Below are 16,100 nucleotides of genomic sequence, written 5' to 3'. Positions count from 1 at the left end.
GACGCCCCGGCCCGGTCAGGCGGCGGTCAGCACCAGCGCGGCGTTGTGCCCGCCGAACCCGAGGGAGGTGCTGGCCGCGACCGACAGCCGCTGCCGGCGCGGGCCCGAGGTGACCACGTCGATGTCGACGTCGATCCCCGGGTCGACCGACCGCAGGTTGGCGGTGGGCGGCACCGCGCCGTGGTGCAGCGCGAGCGCGGTGTAGGCCGCCTCGACGGCGCCGGCCGCCGCCAGGGTGTGCCCGGTGACGCCCTTGGTGGAGGTGACGGCGGGCCGGTCGCCGAAGACCGCGTGCAGGGCGCGCGCCTCCGTCAGGTCGTTCATCGGCGTCGAGGTGCCGTGCGCGTTGACGTGCTGCACCTCGTCGGGCAGCACCCCGGCCTGGGCCAGCGCGTCGCGCAACGCCCGGGCCAGGCCCGCGCCCTGCGGGTGCGGGGCGGTGGCGTGGTGCGCGTCCGAGGAGGCGCCGAAGCCGGCGACGTCCGCATAGCGCCGGGCGCCCCGCGCCTGGGCGTCGGCGCACCGCTCCAGCACCAGGATCGCCGCGCCCTCGCCGGCGACGAAGCCGTCCCGGTCCTGGGCGAACGGCCGCGAGGCGGCGGCCGGGTCGTGGGTGCGGCCGGAGAGCGCGCCCATCCGGGACAGTCCGTTGAGCGTGCCGGGGCTGATCGCCGACTCGGTGCCGCCGGCCAGCACCACGTCGCACACCCCGGACAGCAGCCACTCCCTGGCCGTGCCGATGGCCGAGGCCCCCGAGGCGCAGGCGGTCGCGGTGACCAGACTGGGGCCGTGCACCCGCAGGTCCATGGCGACCTGGCCGGCGACCATGTTGACCATGCCCATCGGGATCATCAGCGCCGACACGTCCTCGGGCGCGCCCTCGAAGTAGGTGCGCAGCTGCTTCTCCAACGTGGCGGCGCCGCCGAGGGAGTTGCCGATGACGACGCCGACCCGGGTGCGGTCCCAGGACTCGGTGTCGAGTCCGGAGTCGGCGACGGCCTGCCGGGCGCCGACGAGCGCGAGCTGGGTGAAGCGGTCCAGCTTCCAGGCGTGGCGCCGCCCGAGGGCGGCCACCGGGTCGAAGCCGGGCACCCGGCAGGAGATGTCGACCTTCTCGCCCTTGAGTTCGGGGTCGGTCGCGGCGGCGGAGACGCCGGTGAGGACGCGCTCCCAGTTCTCGGCGACGCCGATGCCGGCCGGGGTCACCAGGCCGATGCCGGTGACGGCGACGCCGCGCCCCAGGGCCCGGCCGCTCACGCGGCGGCCGCCTTCTGCCGGATGACGGTCAGGGCCTCGTCCAGGGTGAACGACGACTTCAGGTCGCCCTCGTCCAGGACGACGCCCAACTCCTTGCGCAGGGCGAGGCTCAGCTCGGTGATGATCAGCGAGTCGATCTCCAACTCGTCGAAGGTGGCGCCGGAGAGCAGCTCCTCCTGGTCGAGGCCGAACTTCTCGCTGATGAGGGTGGTGACCTGCTGCTTCAGGTTCTCCTGGGCGACGGGAACGGTCATGGTGGAACTCCTTCTCGGGATCTGCTTACTACGGGTGAATGCGGGTCGGTGCGGGTGCGGTCGGTGCGGTCGGTGGGGTCGGTGGGGTCGGTGGGGTCGGTGGTTCAGACGGTGCCGGGCGGTCCGGTCACCACGTCGGGCCAGACCAGCGCGGCCGAGCCCCAGGTGAGGCCGCCGCCGAAGCCGGTCAGCAGCACCCGGTGCCCGGGCTGGAGCGCGCCCTCGCCGGCGGCGTCGGTCAGGGCCAGCGGGATGGAGGCGGCGACGGTGTTGCCGACCCGGTCGAGGTGGACCACGATCTGCTTCTCGTCCAGGCCGAGTTGGTCGCCCACGGCGCGCAGGATGCGGACGTTGGCCTGGTGCGCCACGAGCTTGTCGGGGCCGGCCGGGTCCCAGCCGGTCCGCTCGGCGAGCGCCCGGGCGGAGTCGCTCATGCTGAGCACCGCCTCCCGGAAGACGGAGGAGCCTCGCATCGTGAACCACCGGTCGGCCTCGGGCGGCGGGCCGGGCTCCGAGCGCTGCCGGGAGCCGCCGGCGCGCACCGTGATCAGGTCCACGCCCTGCCCGTCGCTGCCCAGGTCGTAGCCGAGCAGCGCGCCCGGCTCGTCCCGGGTGCCGGCCCGCAGGACGACGGCGCCCGCGCCGTCGCCGAACAGGGCCCGGGTGGTGCGGTCGGCCGGGTCGAGGATGGTGGAGAACGTGTCGGCGCCGATCACCAGCGCCCGGCGGGCGACGCCGGCCTCGATCAGCGAGCCGGCGGTGGCCAGCGCGTAGACGAAGCCGGTGCAGACGGCCGCCACGTCGAAGGCCGGGACGGTGCCCAGGCCCAGGCGTTGGGCGACGACCGGCGCGGTCGCCGGGCACGGCCGGTCGGGCGTGCTGGTGGCCAGCACCAGCAGGTCGACCTCGGCGGCGGCCGGGCCGGCGGTGTCCCTGGCGGAGGCCAGGGCGCGGGCGCCGGCCTCGACCGCCAGGTCGGAGGTGGCCTGGCCCGGGGCGATGACATGGCGCTGGCCGATGCCGGTGCGGGAGCGTATCCAGGCGTCGGAGGTGTCCAGTTGGGCGGCGAGTTCGTCGTTGGATACCGCCCTGGCGGGCAGCGCGCCGCCCAGGCCGCAGAGCACGGCGGCGGGTCCGGTCGGTTCGGGTCGGGTCGCGTTGCCGCTCATGACGCCAGCTCCTCGGCGAAGTCCTCGCCCGTGGCCACCGCGTCCGCGCCGCCGGCCGGCAGCGGGAGCGCGCGCGGCGCCCGCGCGCCCGGCGCGTCGAAGACGGCGCGCGCCCGGCGCAACGCCAGCCGCACCGCGTCGGGTTCGGGCTCGACCAGCGCCGCCACATGGCCGTCGGGCCGCACCAGCACCGCCCTCGGGCGGCGGCCGAGCAGCGGCTCGAAGCCGGACCAGGAGGAGATGTCGCGCACCTCGACGTTCTCGGGCGCGACGGCCGCCACGGCCTCCCGCGTCGCGACCCAGCCGGCGTCCTGCCGGGGCCCGGCCCACAGCAGCAGCGACAGCCGGGCCGGGTGAACGGCCGGCCAGGGCTCGGCGTTGGGCTGCGGCGCGCCGTGCGCACCGTGCGCGGCGAAGACCGGCAGCCGGTCGCCGGCCCGCACCCGGCGGGTCAGCCCGGGAACGGTGTCCCGCAGCGTCTCGGCCGGGCGGTAGCTCACGTCGTGCTGCGCGACCAGCGGGGCGCCGAACCGCTGGAGCACGCCGGTGCGTTCGGCGAGCCGCATGGCGTTGTCCCTGGCCAGCGCCTGGTGCCGGCGGTTGAGCAGGCCCCAGCTGGTCTGCTTGGCGGTGGTGAGCACGATGCGCTCGGCGGCCAGGTGCCGCTCGGTGTCGTAGGTGTCCAGGATCGCGGACTCGAAGGTGCCGTTGACGACGCCCGCGAGCTTCCACGCGAGGTTGACGGCGTCCTGGATGCCGGTGTTCATGCCCTGCGCGCCGGCGGCGCTGAAGACATGGGCGGCGTCGCCGGCGAGAAAGACCCGGCCGGCCCGCATCGTCTCGGCGACCCGGCGCCTGGCGCGGAAGATGGTGGACCAGTCCAGCTCGCCCACCAGCCCGGCGCGCGGGGAGCGTTCGTCGACGAAGCGCTGGAACAGCTCGGGCGGCGGGCCCTGTTCGTCGCGCCAGTCCGGCACGCTGATCGCCAGCCGGAACCGGCCCTCGCCGAACGGCGCGATGCCCAGGGCGCCGCTGCGCGAGTAGCAGTAGAGCAGCGCGTGCGGGTCCATGTCGCCGCCGACCGGGCCGTCGCCGATCGCGAAGAGCACGTCGTCGCCGCTGCCGAGGAAGCGGATGCCGGCCAGCTCGCGGACCGCGCTGCGCGCCCCGTCGGCGCCGACGACCCAGTCCGCCTCGATGTGCTCGACCCGCGCGTCGGCCCGTTCCACGGCGGCGACCGGGCGCGGCCCGGACTGGTCGAGGCCGACCAGCGTGCCGAACTCGACCTCGCCGCCCAGCGCGACCAGCCGGGTGCGGACGACCTCCTCGGTGGTGTCCTGCGGGATGACCACGCCGAACGGGTAGGGGGTGTCGGTAAGTCGACACATGTCGACGGAGCCGATGTGCCGCTTGCGCGAGTAGTAGCGGACCGAGTCGAGGCGGTTGCCCAGCTCGACCAGCGGCGCCGACGCCCCGATGCGGCCGAGGAGTTCGAGGCTTCGGGGCCAGACGACGCTGGCCCGGGAGTGTTGGGTGGGCCCTGCGGCCGAGTTGTCGATCAGCCGGACCGGCACGCCCTGGCTGAGCAGTTCGGCGGCGAGCACCAGGCCCACCGGGCCCGCGCCGACGACGAGCACGGGGCGTCGGCCGCCGGGTTCCGCGCGCAGCGGGATGGTCATGAGGGAGGTCCCTTCGTTTTCTCTCGGAGGTCTGGGGTCTGGGGTCTCAAAGCGGGGGCGCGCGCCGGCGGTCAGGCGGGCGGTCAGGTGGGCGGTCAGGCGCGGCGCACCACGGCGGCGCTCCAGGTGAAGCCGGCGCCCGCGCTGAGCACCACCCCGAACTCGCCGCGCTCCAGGCACCAGGGGCTCGCGTCGTCGGCCAGCTCGGTCAGGTTGGACAGCAGGTCGCCCGCGCCGAGGTGGCCGGTGCGCTCCCCCAGGTCGCCGGGCGGCGCGGCGGTCACGGTGGCGACGGCGGGCCCGTAGACGTTCCGCGCGGTGGCCCGGCCGAGCCGGGGCAGCAGCACGGAGCGCGGCGCCGGGCGGTCGCCGTCGATCCCGGCCTGGCGCAGCGCGTCGGCCAGCGTCGCGGCGGTCTGGGCGCGCAGCCGGTCCAGGAACCAGTCCCGGCCGCGCGCGGCCAGGAACGCCTTCTTGGTGCGCCGGGTGTCCACGGCCGCCGAGCGGCTGTGCGGCGCCGGGTGGAACGCGCCCCGGTCCCGGTGCGCGGCCTCCAACTGCGGGTCGGAGCGGGTGGCCAGCGCGCACAGCACCAGCGACCCCGCCGGCACCAGGTCGCGGGTCGCGGCGGCGCCGACCACGGCCGCCGTGCCGCCGTCGCCGTACCAGACGCCGTAGTCGCCGGCCCACCGGTCGAAGCCGGGCGGGGCGAACCGGTCCCCGGTCGTGGTCAGCACCGGGCCCCGGCCCGGGTCGGCCGCCAGCCGGTGGACGGCCGTCTCCAGCGCGGCGGCACCGCCGTTGCACATCTGCTGCACGCCCATCGGGACGGCGGACTCGGCGCCGGCGGCGGAGGCGACATAGTGGGCGGGCGACCAGAAGTCGTGCCCCTGGTAGTACGTCCAGGCGTGCAGCACCGCCGACACGTCCCCCGGGCGCACGCCGGCGCGCTCCAGCGCGCGCCGGGCGGCGCGCACCGCCAGCTGGGGCGCGGACTCGTCGAGGGAGCACGGGAGTTGGTCGTAGCCCATGGACTCGGCCTCGTCCTCGGTGATCCGCCCGTCGGCCCGCGCGTCGGCGGCCTTCTCCACGGTGGGCGGCAGCCACTGGGCGGGCACCAGCCACAGGTGCGCGGGCAGCGGCGGCAGTTCGCGGGGGCTCATGCGCACTCCTCCCCCACCGGCAGCGGCCTGGTCGCGGCCGAGGTGGTGGTGTGCATCCGCCCGGAGGCGATGACGTCGCCCTGCTGCTCGAAGTCGATATAGAAGGTGCGCAGGTCGGGCAGCATCAGGCTGAGGTTGTCCTCGGGAACGTACGGCTCGGTCTTGCGGATGTGCACCGTGGTCGGCAGGTCGAGTTCGGCGTAGCGCATGAAGGAGAAGTCGAAGCCGGCGACGGTGGTGCGGTGCGCCGAGGCGCCCCACAGGTCGGAGGCGCCCAGCAGGCACAGCTGGCGCGCGGCCTCCATCAGCACCATGCCGGGGACATGGTCCTGGCCGTGGTCGAACATGCTGCGGTTGTCCAGCGGGATGCGGACCGTGGCCTGCGCGCTGTCGGTGCCCAGCGTCGCGCTGCTCAGCACCACGTTGGACGGCGAGTTGCGGCCGACCAGGTGCGGCGCCACATGCGCGTCCTGGCGCGGGATGTCGCGGAACGGCACCAGCGGGCGGCCCCGGCCCGAGAGGCGCACCGCGTCGTACACCTCGGACGGGATGTAGCCGACGTCCATCGACACGAAGCCGAGGCAGCGGCCGGCGAGCTTCATGTCGACGCCGAACGTCAGCCGCCGCGCGTCGCCCGGCGCGCCGCGCCGGTTGGACAGCCGCACGGCGATCCGCAGTTCGCCCGGCGTCTCCTCCTGCGGAACGCTCAGCAGCCCGGGCAGCGCCATGGACCAGGACCGCAGCAGGAACTTGCTGTCCCGCGAGACGCCGGCGTACTCGTGCCCGCCGTAGGTCTCGGCCTGCCGGCAGCACTCCAGCAGCAGCATCGGGTCGGGCGCGCCGAGCCGCGAGATGTGGTCGGTGTAGTAGGCGTGGGACGGGGGGAGTTGGGCCGCCGCCAGGTACTCGTTGTCGCTCACCCGGCGGCCGTCGGTCAGGAACACCTCGGCCAGGGCCCAGCGATGCAGCAGGGAACGGTCGACGGTGTGACGGAACTCCAGTTCCGAGGCGCCCGGAAGGCAGGTTTTCCGCGTTTCTTCGGACGTCATTTCCTCAATCCTCCATCAGGCCCTGGGAATTCGATGGGTGCATCTCGCTTCCCCCTGTGTGGTGTCCATCGTCGATGAGGTCGGCCAAGCGTTCACTCAAAGCCCCCTCAAGGCCGGGGCGTGCGGGTTCGGCCGTCCGATGGCCAGCATTCGGGGTGCCGGGCAATGCCTCACTCAAGGCGTGGACATGTGAGCGTTCCTTTTCCGGCTCTTGAGCGGCGGGCGGGAACGATGGAACTCCCACGTCCCGGAAAGAATGCCATGGTCAAGGAGATCCACGAAGAAAAGCGCGCGGAGCCAGAACCCGAGCCGCGTTACGCCGTCCTCTTTCCCGGACAGGGCGTGCAGCGCGCCGGAATGGGCCGGCCCTGGCGCGAGACCGCGTCCTGGGAGTTGGTCGAGACCGTCTCGCGGGCATCCGGGCACGACGTGGCGGAGCTGCTGCTGACCGCCGACGAGGAGACCCTGACCCGCACCGACCTGGCGCAGATCGCGGTGTTCACCGGCTCGCTGCTGGCCTGGTCGGACTTCCGCCGAAGGGAGCCCGAGGCGCGGGTGGTGGCGCTCGCCGGGCACAGCCTGGGCGAGTTCACGGCGCTGGTCGCGGCCGGCGTGCTGTCGGTGGCCGACGGCGCCTGGCTGGTCGGGGAGCGCGGCCGGGCGATGGCCGAGGCGGCCGCGCGGCACCCCGGCGCGATGGCGGCGGTGCTGGGCGAGGGCGCCGAACGGGTCGCCGAACTCGTCGCTGAGCTGCGGGAGTCGGGCGAGGACCTGTGGGTGGCCAACCACAACGGCCCGCAGCAGACCGTGGTCGCCGGCAGCCGCTCGGCCGTGGACGCGCTGGCCGCCGCCGCGCCGGCGCTCGATCTGCGCTGCCGGGTGCTGGCGGTGGGCGCGGCCTGCCACAGCCCCTATATGAAGGGAGCCGAGGCGGCGCTGCGCCGCGCCCTGGAGCTGACGGGCTTCCGGGCCAGCGCGCTGCCCGTGGTCGCCAACGTCGACGCCCGCCCGCACGAGGGCGGCCGCCGCTGGCGGGAGTTGGCCGCCCGCCAGCTGACCGGCCCCGTCCGCTGGTCGGAGACCCTGAGCACGCTCCACGAGGAGTTGGGCTGCACGGCCTTCCTCGACATCGGCCCCGGCCGCACCCTGGCCGGACTCGCCCGCCGGGCCCTGCCCGGCGTTCCCGCCCGCTACGCCACCGCGCCCTCCCCCGCCCCGGCCGCCGCCGCGGCATAGGGCGCTCACACCGGCGCCGGCCCGGGGCCCCCACCCCGGGCCGGCGCACCGTTCACCCGTCGCGGATGGTTACACGTCGTGGATGAACGGTTCGGCGCCGAGCGGTGCGGACCAGTCGTAGCCGACCTCCCGGTCACCCACCCGCCAGCGGCGCGGGGTCGTGGTGTGCAGCACGTCGAGCGGCTCGACGCCGCCCGGCACGCCGCCGTCGAGCGCGACGCGCACCGCCGCGCTCAGCTCCGCCTCGATCTCCGGGGTCAACTCCCGTGGGTCGACGGACAGGAACAGCGCGGTCCCCGAGCGCGCCACCAGGTCGAGGAACCGCCGGTTCAGCTCCCAGGGCGTCTGCGGGGTCACCGGCACGCAGTCGGCGTCGGCGACATAGAACGCGCCGTGCTGCGGCAGCCGGAACGCGAGCGCGTTGACGCCCATCCGCCGGGTGCGTTCCCACTGCCGGCCCGAGGTGTCGTCCCCGATCCGCTGGGCCGCGAACCGGCCGGCGGCCAGATGGCCGACCGTGTTGCAGCCGATCACCACCAGGTCGCCGGCCGCCTCGGCGATCACGTCGTACAGCTCCCGGATCACCTCGACCGTGGTGCGGGTCTCGTCGGCGAACCGCCAGGGCGCGTTGCCCAGCGAGGGGCCGAACCGCGGGGCGAAGGCGGCCAGGATGTCGTAGGTGCTGAAGTCGTGCTTGACCAGCTCGAAGCCCCACTCCCGGAAGCGCGCGACATCGGCCGCGACGCCGGCGAGCGTCTCCGGCCTGGTCGGGTCCAACGCCCAGGCCCCGTCGAGCTGTTGGGCGTGGGCGTGCGGCACCCGCTCGCGGGAGAGCAGCGGCCGGTACCAGAGCCCGGGCCTGGCGCCCTCGGCGCTGATCCGGGAGGCGACCTCCGCCATGTCGGCGAAGGAGCCCTGGCCCCGGTCCCACGGGCCGCCGCCGGTGCCGCCGCCGGGGGTCCAGCCGGCGTCGATCACGCTGAACGGCCGCACCGGGTGGTCGCCGGCCAGCCTGGCGATGATCCGCGCGTCCCCGACCACCGCATCGGCGTCGAAGCCGTGCCCGTAGGCGTAGTACCAGTTGTTGGCGCCGACCAGCGGCCCGCTGGGCACCGGCGCCGGGGCGAGCCCGACGACGAGTTCGCGGTGCGCGCCGTGCGGCCCCGACTCGCTGTCCAGCCGGACGAGTTGGGCGACCTCAAGCTCGCGGTCGCCCAGCCGCACCGGCCGCTGCCCGGCGCGCAGGTCGGCCCAGAGCGTGACGCCCTCCGCGTCGACCGACCAGGAGCACCAGGCCGCAGGCGAGGTCCGCACCCCGGCGCCGAGGGTGCGGCCGGCCCGCTCGTCGTGCGCCAGCCAGTACCAGGGCAGCACGCGGTGCGGCACCACGCCCTCCCAGGCGAGGTCGCCGTACGAACGCTCCCAGGCGTCGCCCAGCACGCGGGCGCCCTCCGGGACGCCGCCGCGCCAGCGGAGCGCGACCCGGGAGAGCGGCTCGCCCCCGGCGGCGACCGAGAGGGTCGACCAGCCGGGGGCCCCGGTCACGCGCACCTCCACCCCCTCCCGGGTCCAGCGGTCGCCGGCCCCGGCGGCCGGCTCGAACGGGTCGGTCGGCCGGGTCTGGACGAACACGGCATCGGGTGCCGGCATCGGGGCCAGGCTCATGGGTGGTGCACCTTCGCTGTCGTGGAGTGTGAACATGGGCCGCCGAACCGGCGGTTGGCCTTCCCGGCCCGTACGGGTTCCCCGACGTATCCGGGAGCGTCCGGGGCCCGTGGGCCCGCCCGGGGCGTCGGACTCCCGGACGCATCCTGGGCGTCCGGGCACCCCGACCCGTCCGACGTGCCCAAGCTCCCCGGCTGGTCCGGGTTATCCGGACTCCCGGCCCCGTTCGGGGCGTTCGGCGCCCGGACGGCTCCGCGCCGGCGCCCGCATCGGCATCGACGGTGTCCGCTCGGTGACGCGCCTTCACGGCCAAGGGGTGCGAACGGGGGTTGCCCGGGAGGCGGTTCAGGGCTTCCCCGCCCCGTCAGGCCCGTCCGAAGTGTCCGGCGTGTCCGGGCTCCCCGACGCGTCCGACGTCCCTGACCCGTCCGGGGTAGCGGACGGCACCGCCCCCGCGCCGGAAGCATCCCCGCCGAAGGCGGAAACGCCCCCGCCGAAGGCGGAAGCACCCTCGCCGGAGGCGGAAGCACCCTCGCCGGAGGCGGCCCCGGCGCCGGCGCCCGCGCCGGCGCCCCCGTCCCCGCCGGAGGCGTACCGCACGGCCGCGCGGCGGAAGCGCTCGCTGCGGGCCGGCTCCGGGGCCGCGTTGGCGAGGCGGCGGGTGAACTCGGCCGTGGGCCGCAGGATCACGTCGTCCGCCGCGCCGCGCTCCACGACCTCCCCCTGGTACATGACGAGGATCTCGTCGGAGAAGTGGCGCGCGGTCGCCAGGTCGTGGGTGATGTAGAGGACCGCCAGGTTCTCCTCCCGTTGCAGCCTGGCCAGCAGGTGCAGGATGCCCAGCCGGATCGAGACGTCCAGCATCGAGACCGGCTCGTCCGCGATCAGCACCGTCGGCTCGGGCGCCAACGCCCGTGCGATGGCGACGCGTTGCCGCTGCCCGCCGGACAGCTCGTGCGGGCGGCGCTCGGCGAAGTTGTCGGCGGGCGTCAGGTTGACGCGCTCCAGCAGCTCCTCGACCCTGGCCCGCAGCGCCGCCTTCCCCCGGACCCGGCCGTTGCGCAGCAGCGGCCGCTCCAGGTGGTGCGCGATGGTGTGGAACGGGTTCAGCGAGGCGAACGGGTCCTGGAAGACCATCTGCACCTGGCTGCGGTACTCCCGCATCCCGCGCCTGCGGAACGTCGCCGGCTGGCCGTTGAGCAGGATCTCCCCGCCGGTCGGCTTCTCCAGCTGGGCGATCATGCGGGCGACCGTGGACTTGCCGCTGCCGCTCTGGCCCACCAGGGCCACGGTCCTCCCGGCGTCCAGCTCGAAGTCGACCCCCTTCACGGCCGGGAACAGGGTGCGGCGCACCCCGTTCCTGACCGGGAAGTCCTTCTGTAGCGAACGCACTTCGAGAGTGGCCATCGTCATTCCTCCCCGGATTCTTCGTTGCCGGCCCCGTGTCGGATGAAGTCGCCGCGCGTTCCGGTGAGGCTCGGAAAGGAACGCAACAGTTGCCTGGTGTACGGGTGTTGGGCCGCGAAGTAGATGTCCTCGACCCCGGCCAGCTCCACGATCCGCCCGTCCTTCATGATGGCGATGCGGTCGCTGATCTCCAGCAGCATCGGCAGGTCGTGGGTGATGAACAGGACGGAGAAGTCGAGTTCGCGCTGGAGCCTGGTGATCTCCTCGATGATGTCCCGCTGCACCACCACGTCGAGGGCGGTCGTCGGCTCGTCCATGATGATCAGCTGGGGCGAGAGCGCCAGCGCCATCGCGATCATCACGCGCTGCCGCATTCCGCCGGACAGCTCGTGCGCGTAGGACCGCAGCCGGTTCGTCGGCACGCCGACGAACTCGAACAACTCCTCGGCCCTGGCCTGGCGTTGGGCCCGGCTCATCTCGGGCCGGTGGGTCTTGAAGACGTCGCCGAGCTGGGCGTGGATGGGGATGACCGGGTTCAGCGAGTTCATGGCGCCCTGGAAGACCATGGACACCTTGTCCCACCGGTAGCCGCGCAGCTCCCGCCCGGTCAGCGCCAGCACGTCGATGTCCTCGCCCGAGCTGTCGTGGAAGGTGACGCTGCCGCCGGAGATGGTGCCCGGCGGGCGGATCAGCTGGTTGATGCCGTAGGCGAACGTCGACTTGCCGCAGCCGCTCTCCCCGGCCAGGCCGAGGATCTCGCCCCGGTGGATCTGGAGGCTCACCTCCTCGACGGCCGGGACGGAGCGGTCCGTGACGTAGTCGATGGACAGTCCGTCCACGGTGAGAACGGGTGCCTTCGCCATCACGACGACCTCTTTCGGGCACGAGCCGGGCGCAGCTTGGGGTTGATGATCTCGTCGATGCTGAAGTTGATCAGGGCGAGGCCGCAGCCGAGGATGGCGATCAGGAAGCCGGGGGCCACGAACCACCACCAGCCGCCGAGCAGCAGCGCCTGCCCGTTCTGCGCGTCGGCGAGCATCGTGCCCCAGGTCAGGGAGTCGCTGGCGCCGATGCCGATGAACGCGAGCCCGGCCTCGCCGAGGATCGCGAAGACGATCGAGAAGACGAACCCGGAGGACAGCACGGGCAGCAGGTTGGGCAGGATCTCCACGCAGATGATCCGCCACGTCGACTCCCCGGCCACCCGGGTGGCGAGCACGTAGTCGCGGTCGCGCAGCGACAGCGTCTGGGCCCGCACCACCCGGGCGCCCGCGGCCCAGCCGGTCAGGGCGAGGACGGAAGCGACCAGGAAGATGCTCTTCTGCTCGACATAGCTGCCGATCACGATCATCAGCGGCAGTCCGGGGATGACCAGGACGATGTTGGTGAAGAGCGAGAACAGCTCGTCGAGGAAGCCGCCGACGAACGCGCCGAGGATGCCGAAGAAGGAGGAGAGCGCCAGCGTCATGGCGCCCACCATGACGCCGATCAGCAGCGATCCCCGGGTGCCGTGGGCGAGTTGCGCCAGCACGTCCTCGCCGGTCTGGGTGGTGCCCAGCAGGTGGTCTCCGCTGGGCGGGGTCATGCCGATGTTGTCGACCGCGTACGGGTCCTGCGTCAGCAGCGGGCCGAGCAGCCCGAACAGCACGATGACGATGACGATGCCGGCGCCGGTGAGCAGCTTGGGCTCACGCCAGCGCCGACGCCTGGGCCCGGCCGCCGCCTCGATGGAGCCCTCCTCGGCGGCGGCCATGGTGTCGTTGAGCACACTGGACATGGGGACGGCCTCTCAGTTCCGGGTCCGGGTACGGGGGTCGATGAGCCCGTAGAACAGGTCGACGAGCAGGTTCGACACCAGGACGGCGATGGTGATGACGAGGAACAGCCCCTGCATGAGCGCGTAGTCGTTGTTCGACACGGCCAGCAGCATCGCGTTGCCGATGCCCGGATACGAGAAGACCTGTTCCGTCACGATCGACCCGGCCACCACGAAGCCCAGCGAGATGGCGAATCCGGCGACGGAGGGCAGCGCCGCGTTCCTGGCCGCGTAGGTGATCATCACCCGCATCGGGTGCAGGCCCTTGGCCTCGGCGGTGACCACGTAGTCGTCGGAGAGCGTGGAGACCATCATGTTGCGCATCCCCAGCAGCCAGCCGCCGATGGAGCTGACGACGATGGTGATCGCGGGGAGCGTGCCGTAGGAGATGGCGCTCTCGATGAACTCCCAGGACCAGCCGGGGCTCACCGAGTTGACGTCATAGCCGCCGCTCAGTGGGAACCAGCCCAGGTTGACCGCGAAGAAGTACACCAGCACCAGCGCCAGCCAGAAGTACGGCACGGACTGGAGCAGCGCGGTGGCCGGGATGATCGAGTCGACCCAGGTGCCCCGCTTCCACCCGGCGAAGGCCCCGAGGCCGACGCCGAGCAGGAAGGCGAGCAGCGTGGAGATGCCGACGAGCAGCAGGGTCCACGGGATGGCCTGCCCGATGACATCCGTCACCGGGGCCGGGAAGTAGGTCACCGAGGTCCCGAAGTCCCCCTTGAGCAGGCCGCCGAGATAGCTGACGTACTGGGACCAGAGGGATTCGGAGGTGTCCGAGCCCAGCAGCATCTCCAGCGAGTCCCGGGTGCCCGGGGCGACCGGGCCCTGCTGGGCGAGCTTGCTGATGAGGATGTCCACCGGGTTGCCCGGAAGCAGCCTCGGTATCAGGAAGTTGAGGGTGACCGCCGCCCAGAGGGCCGCGAGATAGAAGGTGAGTTTCCGCAGGAGGTACATGGATGGTCGCCTCGAAACCGTGCGCCGGCGGCGTCAGTCGACGGGCCGCAGCTGCTGGACGACCAGGCCGTTGTCCGGCGCGGAGCCGATGTCGGGGCTGGCCCACAGGTCGTCCGTGGTGGGGAAGCCGGTGACCCGCTCCGTGCTGTAGCTGGAGAACGAGATGTTGTTGACGACCGGGATGTAGGGCAGGTCCTCGACGATGTGCTCCTGGATGATCGCGTACTGCTCGGCCCGCACCGCCATGTCCTCGGTGCTGGCGGCGGCCACGATCGCCTCGTCCACCTCGGGGTTGGAGTAGCGGGCGACGTTGCCGTAGGGGTTGACCGACTCGCCGACGGGGCCGGTGTTGTTGGACGCGAAGTAGGTCTCGTAGGCGTAGTACGGGTCGGCCGCCTCACCCTGGAAGACGCCGCTCATGGCCAGTTCGAAGTTGCCGAGCCCCTGGGAGCTGACGTTCTCGGAGTTGGCGACCTGCCGGATCACCAACTCGATGCCCGCCGCCTTCGCCTGCTGCGCCATGGCGTCCAGCGCGGTGATGTAGTCGGTGTAGCCGGTGGTGACCTGGACGTTCATGGAGAGGCGCTCGCCGTCCTTGGCGTAGATGCCGTCCGAGCCCAGGGTCCAACCGGCGTCCTCCAGCAGCTGCTTGGCGCGCTCGACGTCGGGGGCGTTCGGGACCGGCTCGCGCAGGTCGGGGGCGATCAGGTCGGTGTCGCGCTCCAGCAGGGCGTAGGTCGCCGAGATCGGCTGGGCGTTGCCGTAGTAGGCCAGCTGGTTCACCTGGTCCCGGTCGAGCGCGGCGGAGAGCGCCTGCCGGACGGCCTGCTCGGTCTGCGGGCCCTCACAGCCCAGTTCCGCGTTGGCGCAGGAGGCGATGGCCACCTGCTGGCTACCGAAGTAGGTGAGGCCGAGGTCGTCGCGATTGCCGACCACGTTCTCCACGTCGGGGATGAAGACGCCGGCCCAGTCCAGCTGCTTGGCCAGCAGCTTGTCGGTCGCGGCCTGGTTGCCGGAGAGCGAGTGGTAGCGCAGGCCGCCCACCTGGACGTCGTCGGCGTTGCGGAACTCCGGGTTCTTCGTCACCAGGTAGGACTGCGGGGTGAAGTCGGCGGCCATCATGGGCCCGGTGCCGACCGGCTCCGGGTTGGGGTCGGTCGCCGGGTCGGACTTCTCCGACCAGATGTGCTCGGGAACGATGTAGGTCCCGCCCAGCAGGGTCGGGGCGCTCACGAAGGACGGCTCCTCGAAGGTGAGCGTCACATGGGTCTCGTCGACCAGCTCCGCCTCCGGCGTGGTGCCGGTGGTGTTCAACTCCGGCGTGTTCCGGATGAGGTTGAACGTGAACGCCACGTCCTCGGCGGAGAACGGCTCCCCGTCGCTCCAGTTGATGCCCTCCTGGGTCTCGACCGACAGGACGGTGCCGTCCTCGTTCCAGGAGAAGCTCGCGCCGAGGATGGGCTGCGGCTCCTCGGTGGCCGGCTGGAGGTTGTTGAAGAAGAACAGCGGCTCGTAGATCATCCCCTGCGTGCCGCTGAGGACCGTGGGCGAGAGCGGGTTCCAGTTCTCCACAAAGGTTCCGCTGGCTCCGGCGTAGCCGTTGAGGATCAGCCCGTCCTCGGAGGCGCTGTTGGTGCCGCCCCCCGAGCAGGCCGTGAGTCCCAGGGCGGCGACGGTGACGCAGGAGGCAAGGACGCGCGAGCGCGATCCGTTGATCATGAGTAGCCCTTCGCAAAACTTCAGGCAGTAACTTAAGTAAGCGCAGCGTCGAGTCGTCCCATGTCTGGTGCGGCATGGGGGGTGTGGGCCGGCATCGGCCGGTGCGCCCGTGGCGGAAAGGTTCCGTCCGACGCTGGTATACCGTTCTACTACCGGGTCCGGCAAGGGGTTCGACAGGATGGACTTTTCCCGAGGGCCCGCCACGGGGGCGCGGGGGCGACCCGGGGAGCGGATCAACCGACCCCTGTCCACGGGTTCGTGGTGTGACCTGGCGCTCAGACCTGCCCGCCGGACGGCGGGCAGGCCCGGAACCCGCAACGAGGTGCGCCGGCCTCGTCGTTCGGCCCACCGAAGGGGAACCGCTGGTGGAACGGTTGATCTCGCCGTGTCCGAAAACGGTTCTCGGCGGGGTGGTGTGTTGGGTGCGGGGTTTGTCTGCGGGCCGGTGGCCGGTGCGGGGCAGCCCGACTGGTCGTTTGTTGGTCGACGAGACTCGCCACTTGGGTTGGGGTTCTGGCGCGGGCTACGACGCCGGGCCTAGATGGCGCACGATCGGCCGGGTGCGGGCGTAACGAATGACCGCAGGAGGCTGGCTGGGAGGGGTGCCTCTATGTCGTTCGTCAAGGCGTCTCTGTCGGGTTTGGGGTGGTTTGGTGTTGCTGGGGTTATGCGGCGAGTTTGATGTCCTTCGGTGTCCGGGGTTCGTAGAAGGTTCCGTCGCGGAGC

At 72.8% G+C, this 16,100-nt stretch carries 13 protein-coding genes; 1 reads left to right on the top strand and 12 read right to left on the bottom strand.

What is annotated here, in order from left to right:
* Nucleotides 1-15: 15 nt before the first annotated feature.
* The 6 genes from FH609_RS24110 to FH609_RS24085 all read right to left on the bottom strand — a co-directional run bounded on the left by FH609_RS24110 (nucleotide 16) and on the right by FH609_RS24085 (nucleotide 6,571).
* A complete protein-coding gene (locus tag FH609_RS24110) occupies nucleotides 16-1,257 on the bottom strand; it encodes a beta-ketoacyl-[acyl-carrier-protein] synthase family protein (protein WP_226961912.1) in 1,242 nt (413 codons plus the stop codon).
* Nucleotides 1,254-1,511: an acyl carrier protein gene (locus FH609_RS24105; protein WP_139671653.1), complete on the bottom strand. Its 258-nt coding sequence runs from the start codon at nucleotides 1,509-1,511 to the stop codon at nucleotides 1,254-1,256. Before FH609_RS24105 ends, FH609_RS24110 begins: the two co-directional genes overlap by 4 nt.
* Nucleotides 1,512-1,615: 104 nt before the next feature.
* On the bottom strand, nucleotides 1,616-2,680 hold the full coding sequence (locus FH609_RS24100) for a beta-ketoacyl-ACP synthase III (protein WP_139671656.1): 1,065 nt from the start codon (nucleotides 2,678-2,680) through the stop codon (nucleotides 1,616-1,618).
* Nucleotides 2,677-4,359, bottom strand: a complete 1,683-nt coding sequence (locus FH609_RS24095; RefSeq protein ID WP_139671659.1) for an FAD-dependent monooxygenase — start codon at nucleotides 4,357-4,359, stop codon at nucleotides 2,677-2,679. The genes FH609_RS24100 and FH609_RS24095 overlap by 4 nt, the downstream gene beginning before the upstream one ends.
* 95 nt (nucleotides 4,360-4,454) lie before the next feature.
* Nucleotides 4,455-5,522, bottom strand: coding sequence for a 3-oxoacyl-ACP synthase (locus tag FH609_RS24090; RefSeq protein WP_139671662.1), 1,068 nt, complete (start codon nucleotides 5,520-5,522; stop codon nucleotides 4,455-4,457).
* Complete coding sequence (locus FH609_RS24085) at nucleotides 5,519-6,571, bottom strand: AfsA-related hotdog domain-containing protein (RefSeq protein ID WP_139671666.1); 1,053 nt, start codon at nucleotides 6,569-6,571, stop codon at nucleotides 5,519-5,521. The genes FH609_RS24090 and FH609_RS24085 overlap by 4 nt, the downstream gene beginning before the upstream one ends.
* 261 nt (nucleotides 6,572-6,832) lie before the next feature.
* Between FH609_RS24085 and FH609_RS24080 the strand changes: the two genes are divergently transcribed.
* Nucleotides 6,833-7,807, top strand: coding sequence for an ACP S-malonyltransferase (locus tag FH609_RS24080; protein WP_139671669.1), 975 nt, complete (start codon nucleotides 6,833-6,835; stop codon nucleotides 7,805-7,807).
* A 69-nt stretch (nucleotides 7,808-7,876) separates the two neighbouring features.
* On the opposite strand, the gene FH609_RS24075 is transcribed toward FH609_RS24080, so the two are convergent.
* From FH609_RS24075 to FH609_RS24050, 6 genes are all read right to left on the bottom strand, one after another.
* On the bottom strand, nucleotides 7,877-9,472 hold the full coding sequence (locus FH609_RS24075; RefSeq protein ID WP_139671671.1) for a hypothetical protein: 1,596 nt from the start codon (nucleotides 9,470-9,472) through the stop codon (nucleotides 7,877-7,879).
* A gap of 345 nt (nucleotides 9,473-9,817) precedes the next feature.
* Entirely contained in the window at nucleotides 9,818-10,879 is a 1,062-nt protein-coding gene (locus FH609_RS24070; RefSeq protein ID WP_226961911.1) for an ABC transporter ATP-binding protein, read from the bottom strand.
* A 2-nt stretch (nucleotides 10,880-10,881) separates the two neighbouring features.
* Nucleotides 10,882-11,742, bottom strand: coding sequence for an ABC transporter ATP-binding protein (locus FH609_RS24065; protein WP_139671674.1), 861 nt, complete (start codon nucleotides 11,740-11,742; stop codon nucleotides 10,882-10,884).
* Complete coding sequence (locus FH609_RS24060) at nucleotides 11,742-12,656, bottom strand: ABC transporter permease (RefSeq protein ID WP_226961910.1); 915 nt, start codon at nucleotides 12,654-12,656, stop codon at nucleotides 11,742-11,744. Before FH609_RS24060 ends, FH609_RS24065 begins: the two co-directional genes overlap by 1 nt.
* 12 nt (nucleotides 12,657-12,668) lie before the next feature.
* The gene (locus FH609_RS24055; protein WP_139671677.1) at nucleotides 12,669-13,655 is read right to left on the bottom strand and encodes an ABC transporter permease; all 987 of its coding nucleotides are present in this window, start codon (nucleotides 13,653-13,655) and stop codon (nucleotides 12,669-12,671) included.
* 33 nt (nucleotides 13,656-13,688) lie between these two features.
* The gene (locus FH609_RS24050; protein WP_139671680.1) at nucleotides 13,689-15,374 is read right to left on the bottom strand and encodes an ABC transporter substrate-binding protein; all 1,686 of its coding nucleotides are present in this window, start codon (nucleotides 15,372-15,374) and stop codon (nucleotides 13,689-13,691) included.
* Nucleotides 15,375-16,100: the final 726 nt, after the last annotated feature.

The sequence above is a fragment of the Streptomyces sp. 3MP-14 genome, assembly GCF_006334905.2.
In the GTDB taxonomy this organism is placed as follows: Bacteria; Actinomycetota; Actinomycetes; order Streptomycetales; family Streptomycetaceae; genus Streptomyces; species Streptomyces triticirhizae.
The sequence above is the reverse complement of the archived record's forward strand: the minus strand, read 5'-3'. Positions and strand labels throughout refer to the sequence as shown.

What these genes read in the sequence shown, in the direction of transcription:
- FH609_RS24055 (WP_139671677.1), bottom strand. Translation starts at nt 13,655, where the DNA reads ATGTACCTCCTGCGGAAACTCACCTTCTATCTCGCGGCCCTCTGGGCG.
- FH609_RS24085 (WP_139671666.1), bottom strand. Translation starts at nt 6,571, where the DNA reads ATGACGTCCGAAGAAACGCGGAAAACCTGCCTTCCGGGCGCCTCGGAA.
- FH609_RS24070 (WP_226961911.1), bottom strand. Translation starts at nt 10,879, where the DNA reads ATGGCCACTCTCGAAGTGCGTTCGCTACAGAAGGACTTCCCGGTCAGG.
- FH609_RS24080 (WP_139671669.1), top strand. Translation starts at nt 6,833, where the DNA reads ATGGTCAAGGAGATCCACGAAGAAAAGCGCGCGGAGCCAGAACCCGAG.
- FH609_RS24075 (WP_139671671.1), bottom strand. Translation starts at nt 9,472, where the DNA reads ATGAGCCTGGCCCCGATGCCGGCACCCGATGCCGTGTTCGTCCAGACC.
- FH609_RS24095 (WP_139671659.1), bottom strand. Translation starts at nt 4,359, where the DNA reads ATGACCATCCCGCTGCGCGCGGAACCCGGCGGCCGACGCCCCGTGCTC.
- FH609_RS24050 (WP_139671680.1), bottom strand. Translation starts at nt 15,374, where the DNA reads ATGATCAACGGATCGCGCTCGCGCGTCCTTGCCTCCTGCGTCACCGTC.
- FH609_RS24100 (WP_139671656.1), bottom strand. Translation starts at nt 2,680, where the DNA reads ATGAGCGGCAACGCGACCCGACCCGAACCGACCGGACCCGCCGCCGTG.
- FH609_RS24060 (WP_226961910.1), bottom strand. Translation starts at nt 12,656, where the DNA reads ATGTCCAGTGTGCTCAACGACACCATGGCCGCCGCCGAGGAGGGCTCC.
- FH609_RS24105 (WP_139671653.1), bottom strand. Translation starts at nt 1,511, where the DNA reads ATGACCGTTCCCGTCGCCCAGGAGAACCTGAAGCAGCAGGTCACCACC.
- FH609_RS24065 (WP_139671674.1), bottom strand. Translation starts at nt 11,742, where the DNA reads ATGGCGAAGGCACCCGTTCTCACCGTGGACGGACTGTCCATCGACTAC.
- FH609_RS24090 (WP_139671662.1), bottom strand. Translation starts at nt 5,522, where the DNA reads ATGAGCCCCCGCGAACTGCCGCCGCTGCCCGCGCACCTGTGGCTGGTG.